This is a genomic window from Candidatus Laterigemmans baculatus (assembly GCF_010367455.1).
In the GTDB taxonomy this organism is placed as follows: Bacteria; Planctomycetota; Planctomycetia; order Pirellulales; family Pirellulaceae; genus Laterigemmans; species Laterigemmans baculatus.
Map to the genome: position 1 here is coordinate 61539 of NZ_WRPR01000026.1, position 16996 is coordinate 78534.

The following is a 16996-nucleotide window of genomic DNA, read 5'->3' on the forward strand; positions in this document are numbered from 1 at the left end:
TCACCCAATGCCGCGTCCGCAATGCGCCCGCGTCGCTCATCACGAGCATGCGTTTGCCAACTTCTATGGCACCGCTCGCGAAGGGCTCTCCTTCTGCAGCCGACGCGGGATGATCAAGGCTGGAATGGCTGGAATCGCGGGGCTTAGTCTGCCGAGCCTGCTGATGCAGCGGGCCGAAGCGGCTCGCGCTGGACGCTCGATGCCGACGGGCAAAAGCGTGATTCTGCTGTGGATGACCGGCGGACCGAGCCACATCGATACTTGGGATATGAAGCCCCAGCGGCCGCCCGAGAATCGCGGACCCTTCTCGCCGATCGCGACCAAGGTGCCGGGGATTCAGATCTGCGAGCATCTCCCCAAGCAGGCGGCCATGATGGACCAGTTCACGCTGATCCGCTCGGTCGACTGCCGCAAGAGCAGCCATCAGCCGAACCAGGTTCTGCAGACCGGCAACCGTGAGGCGGCCCCCCGAGTCAACCCGATCGGCGATCGGTACCCCGCGATCGCCTCGCTGGTGGCCAAGGAGCACGGAGCCAATCAGGCCGGGATGCCTCCCTACATCGCGTTCATGAGGCACGAATCGCATATCCCCTGGGGAGGCTACCTCGGCAAAGCCTACGACCCGTTCATCGCCAACGACGCTTGCCAACTCCCCGTCTACGACACGGTCGGCAACGATACCGGGAAACTCAGCGGCGGAGACATGCTGGGCCTGCCGGCTGGACTGACCGGGCCGCGGATCACGACCCGCTACGATCTGCTCCAATCGCTCGACCGCCTGCGGAGCGGACTCGACCAGAACGGTTCGATGGTAGGTCTCGATGCCTACCAGCAGCAAGCGGTCCAACTGCTGCTTGGCGGCAATGCCCGCCAAGCATTCGATCTGAGCCAAGAATCCGACGCGGTCCGCGAGCGATACGGCAAACATCTGTGGTGTCAGCAGGCACTGCTCGCCCGCCGCTTGGTCGAGCGGGGAGCCGCATTCGTCACGATCGACCTCAGCTACCATCCCGCCTCGGGCACCTGGGATACCCACGGCGACAACATTCCGCCCTACGGTGGAATCAAAAAGGGGCTGGGACCGCTGTTGCCACTGTTCGACCATCTCCTGACCACGCTCGTCTCGGACCTCGGCGAGCGGGGCCTCCTCGACGACGTGCTGGTGATCGCGATGGGCGAATTCGGTCGCTCGCCGCAGATCGGCACTCAGGGCAGCACCGACGGCCGCAACCACTGGCCGAACGTAATGTCGATGTGCCTGGCCGGCGGCGGGATGCGGCATGGACAGGTCATCGGTGCGACCGAGCCCGATGGCGGCGATATCCTGCAGCGGCCGGTCACGCCCGGAGACCTCTCGGCGACGATCTATCGCCACTTTGGCATCCCGCTCAATACCACCTACGAGGACGATCGCGGTCGTCCCCACTTCATCGTCGCCGAACAAGGTCAACCCATCGAAGAGCTCTTCTAGCTAGCCCCCGAGTTGCCTTTCGCTCCGCAATTCATTTCGCCGCGTCGAGCACGCAGCGAACCTTTTGAGCGAGCGACGCAGGCGTGAAGGGTTTTTGCAAGAACGCGAACGCATCTTGCAACACGCCATGGCGGATTACCGCATCGTCGGTGTAGCCCGACAAGAAGAGAATCTTGCAATCCGGGCGCGAGGCCGACAATTGTTCCGCCAGTGCCCGCCCTCCGAGATGCGGCATCACCACATCGGAGATCAACAGTTGGAGCACACCGGGAAAGTCATTCGCAATCGCTAGAGCCTCTTCGCCATGGCTCGCCTCTAACACCCGATACCCGCAGCCTCGCAAGATTCGGCTCGCCAAGTCGCGGACCGGGGATTCATCTTCAACGAGCAGAACGGTTTCGTTGCCGCGGGGAAGCGAGAAGGATGTTTTCTCCGCCGCACCCGTCGATTCGAGCTCGGCGACGACCGGCAGGTAGACGCGAAAGGCGGTGCCTTGGCCGAGGACGCTTTCCACCGCGACGCTTCCACCCGATTGTTTGACGATCCCATGCAACGTTGCGAGTCCCAATCCCGTTCCCTTACCGATCGCTTTGGTCGTGAAGAAAGGCTCGAAGACCCGCTTGCGGGTTTCCTCATCCATCCCACAACCGGTATCGCGAACCTCCACCATCGCGTGATCGCTGGCTGACGAGCCATCCAATTCGCTCCACGCCAGATCGCCGCTTCGGATCATCTGGGTGCGGATCGTCAACGTTCCTCCCTGGGGCATCGCGTCTCGCGCGTTGACCGCCAAATTCAGGAGGACTTGCTCCATCTGCCCCGGGTCGGCTTGAACGTTCTCCAGCTCGGGGCAGAGTTCGGTCTGCAACAAAATGTCTTCGCCAATCAGCCGACGAAGCATTTTTTCGGTGTCGGCGACAATCTCGTTCAGGTTCAGTCGTTTGGTTTCCAAGACTTGGCGACGACTGAACGTCAAAAGTTGCCGCGTCAGCTTGCCCGCTCGTTCCCCCGCCTTGTGGATCTCGAGCAACATTTCCGCCCTCGGGTCATCCGCGGCGACTTCGCTTCGAAGCAAGTCGCTGTACCCGTTGATCACGGTCAGCAGATTATTGAAATCGTGGGCGACCCCGCCAGCGAGCTGCCCGACCGCTTCCATCTTCTGCGCTTGCCGAAATTGCTCTTCGAGCTTCCGCCGCGCCGTGACATCGGTCTGCACGACGACATAGTTCGCCAGATGGCCGTCGGCGTCCAGGATCGGCGAGACGACGACCTGATCCCAAAACGGTGTGCCGTCTTTGCGGTAGTTTAAGATTTCGACCGAACACCCTCGTCCCTCGCGAAACGCGGACTCGATGACTTGAGCGGTTTCCGGATTCGTGTCCTTACCTCGCAGGAACCGGCGGTTTTTGCCGAGCACTTCCTCCGCTCGGTAGCCGGTCATCCGCTCAAATCCCTCGCTGGCAAACACGATAGGATTGTCTTCCTGCGTCGGATCGGTGATCAGAATGCCCTGCGAGACGGACTGGATCGCCCGGTCGCGAAGCCGCAATGCAGCCTCCGCTTCCTTTTGAGCAGTGATGTCACGGGAGACGCCGATCAGCCCGATCACATTTCCGTCGGGATCGCGGTAGGGAACTTTAACGGCCTGAAAGGTTCTCGGCCCCAGGGGGGTTAGCACTTGTTCCTCGACGGTTTGAATCGCGTTGGAACTCAGCACTAAGCGGTCGCTCGCCATAACGACGCGTGCTCCTTCCGCGTCGAATACTTCCGTGTCGTCTCTGCCGAGCACGTCTTCGACCGGTTTACCCGCATAGTCCGCGGCCGCCTGGCTGAAGAGCAAATACCTGCCATCTCGGTCTTTGACGTAAATCGCGTCAGGAGTTCCTTGAAGCACTCCCTGCAGCAACTCGGTCGCCCTCGCGGCCGCCGCTTCCGCTCGTCGCTTCTCGGTCACGTCGCGAGCCTGCACCACGCGAGCGGTTCGGCCGTCCAGTTCAATGCCACTGGAGGTCACATCGACGTCGATGATCGATCCCCCTTTCTTGCGATGCCGCCAAACACCTCGTTTGGCACCCTCCCGCATCGGGCGCTCGAGCATCTTAAGAAACGCCGGCACATCTTCCGCAGGACGAAGGTCGGTGACCGACATCGCGAGAAATTCATCGCGGCTGTAGCCGTAACCGTCGATCGCTGCATCGTTGACGGCCAAAAAACGTCTCGTCTCGAGATCGTAGACGAACAGTGGGTCGACGATCGCGTTGAACAGCTTGCGATAGCGCTCCTCGCTTTCGTGAAAAGCCGCTTCGGTTCGCTCACGCTGGGCGATCTCCTGCAGCAACTCCTGATTGATTTGCTCAAGGTGCTGGTTGCGCTTTTCCAGTTTGCGAACCAGAGTCTCGTTATATGCTTTGAGATTCGCTGCCTCTTCGCTCCGCGATTGCTGCGCCGGTTGCTTGGCGCGGTACGAACCGGCCGTGATTTGGGCAACGCATTCGACCAACAGCTTGGGCTCGATCGGTTTGATCAGAAAAGCGTCGGCCCCCAATTCGACCGCCAGCCGTTGGTCCTGGGGATCGGTGTAGGTTGCCGTGTAGACCACAAATGGAACCCAACGCAGACGCTCATCCTCCTTCCATTGCTGCAGGAGGCCGTAGCCGTCGAGGACGGGCATCAGCAGATCCGAGATGATCAGATCGGGCGGCCGCCGCTGCGCGAGCGTCAACGCCTCCGCTCCATCGCTCGCCTCCTCGACGCCGAAACCATGTCCCCGGAGCAGCGATCCGAGCATGTAAATCTGCTCAGCGTTGTCGTCAACGATCAGCACATGCGGCATCGCCGCGCGGCTGGAGGAAGGAACCGGTCGTGGGTTCGACAGGGGCTGGGAGTTCATGATGGCGTCGGTCTTTGTAGCGGCAATGTAAGGCTGAAGGTGCTTCCTTGCCCCCATGCACTCTCGGCACGGATTTCACCTTTCATCAATTCGGCAAGCCGGCGGCAAATAGCCAGCCCCAGTCCCGTTCCATCCTGCTTTCTCGACGATCCTGAATCGAGCTGGCGAAAGGGCTGGAACAGTTGCGGCAGTTCCTCGGGCTGGATCCCGGTGCCAGTGTCGGAAACCTGCACCTGCAGGTAGAGCGGCTCCGCGAGCCCGCTCCGCACCTCAAGATCCCCGCGGAACTCGGGGCTCGAACCCGACCCCTCCTCCTCGCCTGGTTTTGCCGTCGCCGATGCAGGGGGGGTGAGTTCCTTCGGAAGTGGCGGTCCACGCCGCACAAAGGCCTCGATTCCCACCTCCCCCTGCTCAGTAAACTTGATGGCGTTACCCAGCAGGTTCAACAGAATTTGTTCAAACCGCCGTTCATCCCCCATCGTTTCTCCGAGGTCATCCGCCACCTCAACCCGGAGCTGTAGATGTTTGGCCGCGGCCATCGGTTCCACCAGTTGAATGACTTTGCCAATGCTGCGCTGCAGATCAAAGGGCTCGTGAGCGACTTCCAACTGGTTGGCCTCGATCTTGGATATATCGAGCAGATCATTGACCAGTGCCAGCAGATGGCGGGCGCTGCTTTGAACCATCTCCAACTGCTTTTGTTGCTCGGCGTTGAGCGGTCCCGGCAGCTCCTGCAGAAGGATCCCGCTAAACCCAATAATGGAGTTCAGCGGCGTCCGCAACTCGTGCGACATCGTTGCCAAAAAGCTCGATTTCAGCCGGTCGGCCGCTTCCGCCCGTCGACGTTTTTCGCGCTCGGCCTCCCGCTCCATGCGGTCGCTGGTGTCAATGCCAAACCCGACCAGGCATGTCTGATGTTCAAACTCGACTCGACGACCGTACAGGAAAAACGGGAGTAGGTTTCCGTTCTTCGTGACGACCGTCGCAGCGACCGATGCCTCTCCCTGGGTAAAGACCTGCGCCATGCGTTGCTCGATGAGCGGCTGGTCCTCGGTCGCAAAGAAATCGCGGGGATGCATTTGGCCAACCTCCTCGCTGGTGTATCCGGAGATGACCTCAAGATTTCGGTTCCACCGCAGAAAGCGACCTGCAAAATCATAGATATAGAGGATCCCCGGCATCCCCTCGATCATCGCGTCGGTGAACACCTGCTCATTGCGAAGCGCCCCCTCGCTCTTCTGCATCGAATCGTAAGCGGACCCGATGGTTTGGAAGGTACGCTGCAACAGGATCAGCAATAGCACTGCAGTGACGCTGACAAAGCCGATTCCCTTACAAGCATTCCAGAGGAGCAGATGATCGGGATCGAGCACCCACCGGCGAAGCAACTGGTCGGAAACAGCGACCCACAGCGCCCCCAGCACGGCGTAGGCAAAGGCGATCTCCCAAGGGCGAGTAATCAAACGCCTGCGGCTGATGCCGCGCTGTCCAATACCGGTCGAAGAGTTCGCTTCAGAGGGCATGGAGAGCTGTCATTGGGCACGGGAGGGGCGCGAAGGATGACCAAACGAAATCTCCTCCGCGAAGCCCCCCGTTGTACCACGCAGCACACGCCGCAAGATCCCCCATCGTGCGAGGCTGTCTTATACCCCGTTTGGAAGGTGTCGCCTTGTAGCGACCCCCTACTCTGCCTCCGCTCTTACCACGTCACTCTCCTGCCCGATCCGATTCACCGCCGAAACCGCGACTGCCGCAGGCGACTCGAGTTGGCTGTCATTGCCGGGATGGGGGGGCAACGGGTGCCGCTGAACGGTGCCAGAAACGATCTCGACGTTCCAGTGCTCGCCGTAACGCGTGCGAATCACCCACAGCCACGGGGCGGCGCCGTCCGCGTGGGAGAGCGTCAGCTCCCAACGACCGCCCGACTTGTGGACTGCAGCCTGCGGTTTGACCGGTGCTCCATGAGGCGCCTGCATCCACGGGCTGGCCGGAATCAAGGCCGGTTCGCGATAGGGGCCTGCGGCGAGGGCCCCTGCCACTCCTTCCGCATTGCGCTGCAGCGCCTTCATGCTGAAATGCACATTACCGCTGGCACCCTCCAGTGCACGAGTCGCCCAAATCTGGGCGACGATCTCATCGGATGACCACCCCGTCTGTCGGACATTCAGCAGCCGTGAGGTGTAATTGCCGGGCCATAGATGCCGATCTTGTTCGTTCTGTTCACTCCACCAGTGAAGCAGGGCCGTGTAGCTCTGCTGCGGAGGTCCCAGTTTCCAGTACAGCTGAGGGGTGAAGTAATCGACCCATCCAGAGGCAAACCATAACCGGGCATCGGCATAGATCGAAGCGTACTGGTCAAAGCCCTGTACTTGCGGAGGATTGCCGGGACGCCAGATGCCGAACGGGCTGATTCCGAACTTCACCCACGGTTTAGTCGCACGGACCTCTTCATGGATCCGCTGGACAAGCCGATTCACGTTCTCCCGCCGCCAATCGTCGCGGCTCAATTGGGTTCCTTGGGCGACCGCCTTTTCCCAACTTGCATCGTCCGGGAAGGGAACCACATTTCCTTCATCGTCTCGGATCGGATAGGGGTAGAAATAGTCGTCCATGTGAACCCCATCGATGTCATAACGCTTGACGACATCCATGATTACCGCCAGCGTGTGCTCGGTCGCCGCGGGTTCGCCCGGATCAAGCCACAAGAACCTGCCGTAGCGACGCACGAATTCGGGATGCGTCTTGCTGATGTGATTGTCGGAGACCGGGGCGTCCGCCGGATCGAGCGCTCGATAAGGATTGAACCAGGCGTGCAGCTCGATCCCTCGCTTGTGCGATTCCTCGACTGCGAATTCGAGCGGATCGTAAAACGGCTCCGGAGCCTTCCCCATCTCACCGGTCAGGTAGCGTGACCACGGCTCCAATTCCGATTGGTAGAGCGCGTCCGCGGCCGGTCGCACCTGGAGCACGATCGCATTCAGATTCAGCTCTTCGCAGCTCTCGAGAATCGCCAGGAATTCTGCCTGCTGCTCGGCCACCGGTAGCCCCGGTTTCGACGGCCAGTCGATATTCGCCACCGTCGCCACCCAGGCCGCCCGAAACTCCCGGCGGACTTCCGGCAGCTCAGGCTCCGCCGCATGCACCGTTGCCAAACTTCCAGCGAGCCCTAAACCCCCGGCGAGTAGCAGCACCGCCACTAGGCTGCTTTGCATGATCCGCGTCTGCCACAGTTGAGCCGCACAAGCGACCATTGGATTCGTCCTCACGACACTCTCCCAATTTCATCCTCGGCCGGGCTACAAATGGCCGGCGTCCTACCGCTACAGGCTAAGCGGCAGGCAACCACTTTCTACCTCACCTGTTGCGAAAAAAAGGAATTTTTCCCTCGCAGGTCCTAGCGAATTCCCCACTCCAGGGGCTTTGCTCACTCCCCGTATTCACCTGCGTTGCTTCTCATTCCCCCGGGCGGACTTCCATGCGCAAATATAGAAGAAGTAACCGTAGATCGACGCGTTGATGAGCAGCACGGCTATCCCGAGTAGAGTTTGGGAACTGGAGGAAAGGCCGCTCGGATAGAGAATGGAAGTCAAATAGTGGTCAATGAAACCGCCCTCGTAGCCGGCCTCACCTCCAAGTCGACGCAAGTGCTTCTCTAGCGGAGTCAACGGACAAGGCCAGCCAGCAAATGTGATGATAACCCCCCAGATTGCGGCCGGCATGTGCAGCCAAGCCAGTCTCGGCCAGCGCAGCACCAGCAAGCTACCGAGCACAACGAAGAGCACGAATGCCAGGTGAGCGAGGAGAACCGCATCAGCCAATCCGCGGTAAAGCATTCCCTTAATCCCGTTTGCCCACCGGAATTTCCAGCACCAGCGGATCGGCCGAAATCACTGTGGGCACCACATACCGGTCCGTAAAATCATATTTCGTCATCCATTCGCGGTTGCTGGCTTTGTAAAACCGCGGCGGGTAACCAACCGGGTACGTCCAAGTGAAGCTGCCGTCCGCTTTCGTGTGCACTCCCCCCACGCCCACATCATCCCAGGAGATCGGATGGCCGTAGATACTCCAGTCTTCGGCGGGCGTCCCATCTGCATACTGCAAGCGACCCGTGAGTTCCCTCGAGGGCACGTACCGCTCCGGTGGGAGCGTGACGATCTGGTCGCTCGCTGGCACCGTCGCTTCGACTCCGAGATACCCGGCACGGCCGTCGAACCACGCGGTGCCCTTATAACCTTCTGGAATCGAAGAGATGCGGATATTGATGCGGCCGGGCAGCACTTTCGCGGACCACCAGCCATGTTCGTCCGTGCGGGTCGCCTTGCTTTGGCTCCAATCGCTTCGGCCTTCGACAGCCGATCCCCACAGCACCCGCAGCTTTACGTCGGGAATGCCCTCTCCAGTGTCACTCTCGACGATCCGCTGCCGCACGAGCACGGCAGGCTCCAGCTGCGGGTTCTCGGCAAGGACGCGTCGCTCGCCAGGCTTGACCAACGAAACCGATGGGAGGCGGATTTTTGAGGGAGAGTCGGGCGAGAGTGAGGATGCGAAGGACACCCTGCCTGCGGCAATCCGTTCCACTCCAAAGCTTCCATCCTCCTCGATCTCCACAACTGCCCGACCGTGCAGCGGAGGACGCCCTTCCCTCGGCTCCGTCAGAATCTGCAGCTTCAACCCAGGATGTTCCCGCGCGTCGAACCCCTCCACGCGACCTACCAGAGCCGCCGTCGGTTGCAATCGCAAGGTGAGAGCCTCGTCGCCCTCCACCCAAGCTGAGACGAGTCGCTCGCTTAGGTACTGCGTCCCATACCCATCGGTACGAATGGAGACGCCGCGGATGGCTGCGGATGGTCTGCCACGGAATACGACACGACCGTCACCATCCGTCTTCATCGTTTGTTGCTTCCGCACTAAAGCAGGAAGGCGTCGCGTCACGCCATGAGGAGCTTTGATGGCTTCCAGAGTAACGTCGGCGCCGGCGACAGGATTTCCTTCGGGATCGACGACGCGAACCGTTCCCTCCTCGTCAGGAACAGTGATTTTCAGCTGTCGCTGCGTATAAGACCATGTCGCGTTCAGAGCCAACGTCCCGGTCGCCCCATCGCGGCTTACCGCCCAAAAACTCCCATCAAAAACGAAGTGTGTCTTGGGGGCGAGGATCGTGAACGTTCCGTCCGCGGTCGAATAGGCTTCACCTGCAAATTCTGGCAGATGATCAAACTCCGCCTGCGACTCTTCTCGAGCATCAAATTCCTGACGGTTGGTGAACATGCCTACCCAGCATCCTTGCAGCGGCTGGCCGTTCTCGTCCTCGACCAGTCCCTTGATCGTCACCAGTTCCAGCGGGGCGTTGATAACTCCCTCTTCCGTGGCCGGCGGGGCCTCGGCGACGCCTTCTTCCGTCGGATCCAGCTGATCTTGATCGGGAACTGGAACACCATTGACAGACACTCGCACTGCCGACCGCGGTCCCGGAAAGACGCTCAGGTTTTCAAACCGTACCAAGTCAAAGCGACTTCGCTTCAGCTGCATCTTCGTTGGCAGCGGCTTGTCCTTCTGGAAAAAGAAAGCCACCACCTGCGACTTTTTATGATCCTCGGCAACAGACTCCTGGAGAGATTCAGCGAGAAGGTCGACCGTGCCGCCGACCATGGAGGGCGTAACCGCGACACTTGCTTCACCATCGCGCTGCACGTTTAAAACCCAAGCAAAGTCTCGAGCATTTGCGGTGAGCACGTAGACTCGCCGCCCATCGTCCTGCGTTAACCATTGCACGTCGGTCCCGCCCGTGTCCGGCACCTCTTCCCACTCTTCCCCGGAAACTCTCACCTCGATATAGGCATGGTTGGATCCGATGTCGGACATGACGTAGTTCAGGGGCATCTGCTCAAACTCCTCATCAACCGGCACCTTCATCCGAGAGTACCCGCCGTGACCACTGGTTTGCATGGCCGCGTCAAAACCCACGGGTCCGACCACCTGCAACAGCACTTCACGATTCACGCCCGGCATCTCGCCGTCCACCGCGTCCGGTACGAGCAGCCGCGGATCGAAGTTCGCGGGAGGGTTGATAAGTTCTCCGCCGGCGGTCCAGAAGACCTTCACGTCTTCACCGCCGATCTCTCCATGGGATGCCAACGCGACCAACTCCACCCAGCGGCGGTCGTCAATCTTTACCCGCAACCCGCTGCCGCTTGGCGGAAAAGCTGCGAACGACTTCAAAAGCTTTGTGGGCAGCGGAACATTGGTCGGCACCGGCGATGTACCACGACCCTCGCTCGCTTCCAAAGCAGGCTGCTCTTCCAGTTCGGGCCGCTGCTCAGCAAGTGCGGCGGGCGAGCAAACAATGGCCATGGCGGTCAGAACCGCGGCCGCGCAGGTGAGAACGCGCATGACAGACCCCTTTTGCTACTCCTGGCGGAGAACCGGCAAATGCCAGCCCCAGCGGATGGCGAACAATCGCAATGTTACCACCGTGAGGCTCCCAGTTCCAAAAGCGAAGGCATGGGGAACCGCGATGGACTCGAGCATTAAGTACACGGCGATCCCCGCAATCGCCGCGGTCGCATAAAGTTCCCGCTGCAAGATGAGCGGAACGCGCGCCGTAATGACGTCCCGCAACACCCCCCCGGCCACGCCCGTCATGGCACCCATGATTACGACGATCAGTGGGGTATGCTCCGCCGCAAGTGCAAGATTCGCTCCAGAGATCGCGAACAGCGACAGCCCCATTGCGTCCGCTACGAGAAACGCATTCCCCGGCGGCGGGAAGTTGCGGAGATAAACGACGGTCGCCACCGCGGACGCGCTGATCACGATCAAATAGGAGTTGTCGGAAACCCAGAAGATCGGATGGCGGTCCAGGAGTAGATCGCGAATGGTTCCTCCTCCGATGGCGGTGAGTGTAGCCACCACGATCACTCCGAGTAGATCCAACTCACGGTCGCGCGAGGCGAGAACACCACTTGCGGCAAAGACGGCTACGCCAATCAGGTCGAGATAATAGAAGAGCACGTACAGTTCCACGATCGGGGAGCCGGCGTCGCGTCGGACGCTCCAGCGCGATCAATGCCATGACCTCCGCAGCAGAACGACGCGTGCGGAAAAACGCTCAACGACCTTGCGAAGGCGACTCTAGTTCAAAAAGCAGTCGCCGTTCACTTGCCGTTAAACAACTGCGTTACGATCGTTGTACACCATCGGGACGAGCGTGTCCTATGGCATGTTTCGGCGGCGAGCCGTGTAAGACGGTATTCCGCCGCCGAAACCAAGAGCCCCGGAGAGCCAGTACGGCAGCATCCCAGTTCGCGAGTACTCGGTGGGTACGTTGTCGATGTGCGGCAAGCCGCGAAGGGATCGGGGCCCCTTGAAAGCTCCGTTGGCTTTCGCTGTCTCAAGCCGCATCTGACCATGCCCCGTCCGTTCTCCGTTCTCTCCAAACTGATAGAAGTAGACCGGGAAACGGCCATCGTTGCGGAAGTACCGCGTTTCCCCCGGCTGACCTCGATGGACGATTGGTGGCAGCCAGTCGTCGATATTTGAAATCAAGATCCACCCAATCGCTACCAAAGCGTCGCCACCGACCGCACCACGCAGCCAATCCACGGCTACGCGCAGGTAGTAGCCACGGCTACGCACAGGTAGTAGGTGGCAAAGAACGCGTCGACAGCGCCCGTCGCGATTCCGCAGAGTCCCAACACAAATGTTGCAAAAAATCTCAAGATGTTCGCCATGGAAATGTCCACCGTATGCTCGGAACCGACCACCCGTCAAAGCTGGGCTAGCCCGTCGAGAGACCGTGGACTTTCAACTGTTGCGCGAAGGAGAAAAGATTAGCCTCTCTCGTGAACGGATGCAAAATTTTCGGCGGCGCTTTCCGGTATCAACCGCCATTTCCGGTACAGCCACGCAGCGACCGCCGATGCGATGACTGCGAAACCGAACGAGTCCCAAAAGTGAGGATCGCCAGTGGAGAAGTAATCGACGGTCCAGCCGATAATCACGAGCAGGACGCCAATGACAATAACCGCTGAAAGAATCCAGTTTCTGTGGGAAGGTTTCATCAGCGTACTCTGGGGGGTGAGTAACAGTTAGGATTTGATGGCCGCAGCCGTTAGTTTAGCACCGTCAGCGCCGATGTGCAGGGCCAAGTGTGCATTGATTGTCGCTAATCACGCATTGCTTCCAGTCTCGTCGCCCATCAAAGATCCTTCATTACCAAACGCTGGCGTTCCAGCCTGACTGCCTTGCGTGGCTCTGCTGATTGTTTCCGTATTACCGTTCCATTGCCCCTTTTCCCGCAAGGATCTTGTCGCGAAATTTAGCGATGCGAGAAACGCGAGTTTCTGGCTTCTTTGCTGAACTTATATTTATTATGTAACTATTTTGGCGTCCGGGAGTGAGGCCATGGAATGCTGCATTGAGTTCTGGATCAGAGTTCAGAGCCTCTAGCAGTTCAGCAGGCAGGTCACGTTCCCGTTGTCGTTTCACAGGCTTGATTCCCGCCTCGGCATAGCCCATAGCCTCTTTTACATACGACTCGATGACTGGCTTCATCTTCGCCACTTGGCTGTTCTCGGTGAAGCGAATCATGTCGGGGTGCTGGGCGTTCGGCCCCTGCTTTTCCAGTATGCCATCGGCATCTTTCATCAAAGCAGCATTAAAGAAACTGAGACGGAAGTCGTTCCGAAAGGCGCCCAGGATGACAACATTGCGGTTACCGTGCATGTAGCATGGATGTCCCCATTTGACAGTCTCGATCATTTTCAAGCCGAGGCAAATCCGGCGGAGTTCAGCTAGGCCACTGCTCCAGTGTCGCGTTGAGCAATCCGCAGTGGCAAACCGTTCGCAGCGGCCGCAACCATCGGAAAAATAGGCCTCAATGTCCGTGATCATATTAGTTTACAACATCCGAAGATGTTGATCCCTCTCGCTATTGGCGCGCTCACCCATGCAAGAACACGATTCTCGACAAAGGTTCTTATCCGTCAGCTGCTTGTCTCGCGTATCGCATCAACTCGTAGTCGCCGTCGGTCCCACGAGCCGTGCCGTCGGAAGTCCACCCTAAAGATCGGTAGAATTTGTTTGCGATCGTGTTTGCCGTGGCGCATTTTAGGGTCCACGGCTTTGGGAGCCAAGAGTGGAGAGACTCAAGTAAGAGCGTTCCAACGCCCATACGGCGTGCGTTCGAATCGACATACAGGTGGTGGATGAACGACTCAGGTGTCCAAACCGAAATGAAGCCCAAAACGATTCCGCCGTGATCGGCGCATATGTTGATGGTTTCCCCTTCGGTGTCCTTGCTGAAATCACGCGTCAGGCGGGACCGTTCCGGCAACCAGTGGGCATGCTGCAGGCACGACTCGTAGATCCTAGCGGCGTCTACAAGTTCATCCTTGCTGGCAAATCTTACTATGAGCATTTCTCGAGTCTGAGCTCCTTAAGGGAATGGGGAATTCGGTCGCGAGCCGAATCCTTCCCTCGCCTCTCACCCGTCACGCAGCGATTCGCGGGGGAGAGGGAAAGGGTACCGGCTCACGAGCGAAGCGGTAGCGATCACGCAGCCGCTGGCGGACGTTTGCCATTAGGGACACACACATTCGGCCGCACGACGTCCATCCGAGTGTTCTGCCTTTCGTGAACTAACGGAGGTCTCGGCCATCGAGCATGAACCCCACGCCCTGCTGAAATCCCCTAGCATAGAAAAAGCCGTCCCAATGAGGGCCGGTCGATCTGATCACCGAACTATAGCTGATTTCGGGGCCGGTGATCCAAGGGGTGTCAAGGGCAACGGGCGCGTCAAACACATGATACGAATCGCGCCCCGATGCCGGCACTAAGACGTAGTGCGCGGGCGACATTGCATCCTCAGGAGTTTGGTCTAGCACCGTCCGGCGCGGGCAGCGAAAAGTCGTTGGGGGGCGAAAAAGTAACTCCGGCGCTTCTTCAACGGTGGTGCCGGTCACGATCCTTGCGTAAGTCTTTTGCTGCTCGAGGAACGGCAGGATCTCCACCATCCATCCTCCAGTCATTCCCGGTGCGTGCGGTCCAGGAAGCTGCTGGTGAGCTTCAACGAACTGAGCAATCGCAAGATTGATTTGGTGTACGTTGTTCTTGCATACAGTTTCCCTCGCCCGCTCGCGAGCAGATTGGACGGCGGGCAATAAAAGGGCCAAAAACGTAGCAATGATCGCGAGGACGACAATTAGTTCCACAATTGTAATCGCGCGGCGTCCGACCATGGCCATGCCTTTGGAAGCAGAAAGAATTCGTGAAGTTCGCGGCCTGGGGCGGGTCGGTTGCTTTTCGCTGCTGACCAGGCGGTGGGTGCTGGCCTCGAGTGCGACAGTCCACGTTGCACTCAACAGTGAGTGCCTAGCGCAATAAAGATTGGCGAAACTCGAGGAAATCTGGAGCAATTGTGCTTCCAAGAGATGAACCGCCCGATGCGGACCCGCATGTCCAGTGGTGGGGGGAGGGGGCCGCAGAAATGCGGACCCTATCTCTATCATGGTTACGCCAGAACATCGGCGTCTGCTGGTCAGCCCCATGGTAGGAATCGAAGGTAGAAGAAAATGGCCGGCGCCTGTATCACCAGCATCAAAGCAGAGCACCGATCCAGGATCGTCGCGATGATCGTAAGCAAAACCGAGACTGCCAAGCAAGCGCCCCCGGCGATTAGGGCGAAAAAGTAAGGTAGCAACGCGGACCAGCCACCGTCTCGGTAATAGTACAGAATGCCTGCGACAGCACATGCGCCGAACACTAGAACCGCAATCGAGAGGCAATTCAGAACCTTCGTCAATGAATAGGAGCGGCCGTGGTTCTTGTGCGAATCGAGACCGAGGTGACCCTTGACCATCGGCGAATACGGATTGTTGCTGCCTAACATTCGTTGTGCGGTTGGTCGAAAGATCCGGACTGCACCGTTGGCATAACGTCGGCGGTAACGGGGCCGCCGCCAAAGAAGTGTGATTTCACATCCCGCGTCATCGGCGGCTCCCGTTCACCGCTTTGATACTCATCATGGCCATCCTGGGCAGCAGTGCTCGTCCACGAGGTCTAGCCTCTAATATCAGCTGGCTCGGCAAAACCACCCAGGGAGAACCGTGATTAAACTGTACAACAAGCAACACGACTTCTACTGCGGCGTCGATCTGCACGCAAAGACGCTGCACGTCTGCGTCGTCGACCAGGCCGGCGACAAGCTCCTGCACCGCAATTTTCAGCGTAGCAAACCGGAGGTGCTCTTCGCCAACCTCAACGCGTCTTCGTCCAAAAACATCGTCGTCGGCTGCGAGTCCACCTTCAACTGGTACTGGCTAGCCAAAAACCTTGACGGGACCAGTGTGGAACAGGATGAGATTCTACTGCCGTCTTGCCGTAGTCCGAGCCTGCTCGGATGCGTGCGGTTGCGACCGTTCGTGGTAAGACCTCTGCACCGTCGGCAACGACGACTGCGGGGCGAGCGATGATAGATGTTTGAAGCAGCCTCTCTTGCCTTCAGAAGCAAGGGACTGACTTCGTGATTGGGAATCTACACTACAACCAAGCGAAATTCGCCGCGTCGGTCGAGTAATTGTCAATTGTTGTGTTCTGAGGCTGTGAGCTAAGCGGCGATTTCCTGCATGATTCCGTCTTTGAAGGAACGTCCTTCGATGACGAACGTGATCTTCTCGTGGCTCCTAAGTCGCCTCCATTTCTTTGAGGCCGACTGAGCGAGCTTGAACATCATCGCCAGGCTCGTTCGGCGGGTGCCGCTCCCTTTCGTCTTCCGGTGACGAAGACGGATTGTCGCGAAGGTCGACTCGATCGGATTGGTCGTCCGCAGGTGGCCCCAGTGCTCCGCCGGGAAGTCATAGAACGAGAGAAGCTGCTCACGGTCCTTCCGCAGGCACTCGCACGCCTGCTGGTATTTCGCCTCATATTTCTCGAGGAAGTGGTCGAATGCCTTCTCCGCACTCTCCTTCGTCTCGGCCTGCCAGATCTCATGCAGATCGCCCTTGGCTTTCGGCTGCACGCTCTTGGGCATCTTGTTGAGCACATTCGCCGTCTTGTGGACCCAGCATCGCTGCTCCCGCGTCTCAGGAAAGATCTTCCGGAGAGCCGCCCAGAAGCCCAAGGCACCGTCACCGACGGCGATCTTCGGAGCGGTCGATAGTCCCCGGTGCTTCAAGTCCAGCATCAGTTCCGTCCAGCTCTGCTCGCTTTCCCGATAGCCATCGAGAACCGAGATCAATTCCTTTTGGCCGTCGGCTGTGGCCCCCATGACCACCAGCATGCACTGTTTTTTATTGGCTTCGTCCTCGAGTCGGACCTTCGCATGAATGCCGTCGGCCCAGATGTACACGTAGTGCTTGCTGGAGAGGTCTCGCTTCATCCACTCCTCGTACTCCTCGGACCACTGTTCCTTCAGTCGGACCACGACGTTCGCACTGAGTCCCTTGGCACGTTCGCCCACGAGGGCCTGCAGAGCTTCGCCAAAGTCGCTCGTGGAGATACCCTTGAGGTAAAGCCAGGGGATCAGCTCCTCGATCGCATCGGTCCGCCGCAGATAAGCTGGCAGGACGCTCGGAACGAACTGCACACGCGAATCCGGATCGGGTGAGTTATCCCGCACTCGCCCCTGCTTGACC

Annotated in this window: 14 protein-coding genes; 2 read left to right on the top strand and 12 right to left on the bottom strand. The window is 59.1% G+C overall.

The genetic code is table 11. The features are described 5' to 3' along the window. The first annotated feature begins 7 nt into the window (after positions 1-7). Positions 8-1471, top strand: a complete 1464-nt coding sequence (locus tag GNK13_RS05800) for a DUF1501 domain-containing protein (RefSeq protein ID WP_164101533.1) — start codon at positions 8-10, stop codon at positions 1469-1471. A gap of 31 nt (positions 1472-1502) precedes the next feature. On the opposite strand, the gene GNK13_RS05805 is transcribed toward GNK13_RS05800, so the two are convergent. The 11 genes from GNK13_RS05805 to GNK13_RS05855 all read right to left on the bottom strand — a co-directional run bounded on the left by GNK13_RS05805 (position 1503) and on the right by GNK13_RS05855 (position 14779). Further along, complete coding sequence (locus GNK13_RS05805) at positions 1503-4361, bottom strand: hybrid sensor histidine kinase/response regulator (protein ID WP_164101535.1); 2859 nt, start codon at positions 4359-4361, stop codon at positions 1503-1505. After that, a complete protein-coding gene (locus tag GNK13_RS05810; RefSeq protein ID WP_164101536.1) occupies positions 4358-5884 on the bottom strand; it encodes a sensor histidine kinase in 1527 nt (508 codons plus the stop codon). The genes GNK13_RS05805 and GNK13_RS05810 overlap by 4 nt, the downstream gene beginning before the upstream one ends. Before the next feature lie 159 nt (positions 5885-6043). Next, complete coding sequence (locus GNK13_RS05815; RefSeq protein ID WP_203545341.1) at positions 6044-7627, bottom strand: glycoside hydrolase family 10 protein; 1584 nt, start codon at positions 7625-7627, stop codon at positions 6044-6046. Between the two features lie 171 nt (positions 7628-7798). Beyond that, the gene (locus tag GNK13_RS05820; protein WP_164101538.1) at positions 7799-8194 is read right to left on the bottom strand and encodes a DUF2784 domain-containing protein; all 396 of its coding nucleotides are present in this window, start codon (positions 8192-8194) and stop codon (positions 7799-7801) included. A gap of 4 nt (positions 8195-8198) precedes the next feature. Next, a complete protein-coding gene (locus GNK13_RS05825; protein WP_164101540.1) occupies positions 8199-10754 on the bottom strand; it encodes a carboxypeptidase-like regulatory domain-containing protein in 2556 nt (851 codons plus the stop codon). 15 nt (positions 10755-10769) lie between these two features. Continuing rightward, positions 10770-11387, bottom strand: a complete 618-nt coding sequence (locus GNK13_RS05830; RefSeq protein ID WP_203328941.1) for a trimeric intracellular cation channel family protein — start codon at positions 11385-11387, stop codon at positions 10770-10772. Positions 11388-11576: 189 nt separating this feature from the next. After that, positions 11577-11966, bottom strand: coding sequence for a hypothetical protein (locus GNK13_RS05835; protein ID WP_164101541.1), 390 nt, complete (start codon positions 11964-11966; stop codon positions 11577-11579). Between the two features lie 227 nt (positions 11967-12193). After that, complete coding sequence (locus GNK13_RS05840) at positions 12194-12424, bottom strand: hypothetical protein (RefSeq protein ID WP_164101543.1); 231 nt, start codon at positions 12422-12424, stop codon at positions 12194-12196. 211 nt (positions 12425-12635) lie between these two features. After that, positions 12636-13256 (bottom strand): YdeI/OmpD-associated family protein, encoded by a 621-nt coding sequence (locus GNK13_RS05845; protein WP_164101545.1) that lies wholly within the window; start codon positions 13254-13256, stop codon positions 12636-12638. An 85-nt stretch (positions 13257-13341) separates the two neighbouring features. Next, the gene (locus GNK13_RS05850; protein ID WP_164101547.1) at positions 13342-13782 is read right to left on the bottom strand and encodes a GNAT family N-acetyltransferase; all 441 of its coding nucleotides are present in this window, start codon (positions 13780-13782) and stop codon (positions 13342-13344) included. 220 nt (positions 13783-14002) lie between these two features. Beyond that, on the bottom strand, positions 14003-14779 hold the full coding sequence (locus GNK13_RS05855) for a DUF1559 family PulG-like putative transporter (RefSeq protein WP_203328942.1): 777 nt from the start codon (positions 14777-14779) through the stop codon (positions 14003-14005). A 690-nt stretch (positions 14780-15469) separates the two neighbouring features. Here GNK13_RS05855 and GNK13_RS05860 point away from each other — a divergent pair. Beyond that, on the top strand, positions 15470-15835 hold the full coding sequence (locus GNK13_RS05860) for an IS110 family transposase (protein ID WP_164101550.1): 366 nt from the start codon (positions 15470-15472) through the stop codon (positions 15833-15835). A gap of 134 nt (positions 15836-15969) precedes the next feature. On the opposite strand, the gene GNK13_RS05865 is transcribed toward GNK13_RS05860, so the two are convergent. Next, positions 15970-16996, bottom strand: a 1027-nt coding sequence (locus GNK13_RS05865; protein ID WP_164101551.1) for an IS256 family transposase, incomplete at its 5' end; no start/stop codon positions are given.

Bases quoted from the DNA above. Each gene is read 5' to 3' on its own strand.
- GNK13_RS05810 (WP_164101536.1), bottom strand. From the start codon at position 5,884: ATGCCCTCTGAAGCGAACTCTTCGACCGGTATTGGACAGCGCGGCATC.
- GNK13_RS05850 (WP_164101547.1), bottom strand. From the start codon at position 13,782: ATGCTCATAGTAAGATTTGCCAGCAAGGATGAACTTGTAGACGCCGCT.
- GNK13_RS05800 (WP_164101533.1), top strand. From the start codon at position 8: ATGCCGCGTCCGCAATGCGCCCGCGTCGCTCATCACGAGCATGCGTTT.
- GNK13_RS05805 (WP_164101535.1), bottom strand. From the start codon at position 4,361: ATGAACTCCCAGCCCCTGTCGAACCCACGACCGGTTCCTTCCTCCAGC.
- GNK13_RS05845 (WP_164101545.1), bottom strand. From the start codon at position 13,256: ATGATCACGGACATTGAGGCCTATTTTTCCGATGGTTGCGGCCGCTGC.
- GNK13_RS05820 (WP_164101538.1), bottom strand. From the start codon at position 8,194: ATGCTTTACCGCGGATTGGCTGATGCGGTTCTCCTCGCTCACCTGGCA.
- GNK13_RS05840 (WP_164101543.1), bottom strand. From the start codon at position 12,424: ATGAAACCTTCCCACAGAAACTGGATTCTTTCAGCGGTTATTGTCATT.
- GNK13_RS05825 (WP_164101540.1), bottom strand. From the start codon at position 10,754: ATGCGCGTTCTCACCTGCGCGGCCGCGGTTCTGACCGCCATGGCCATT.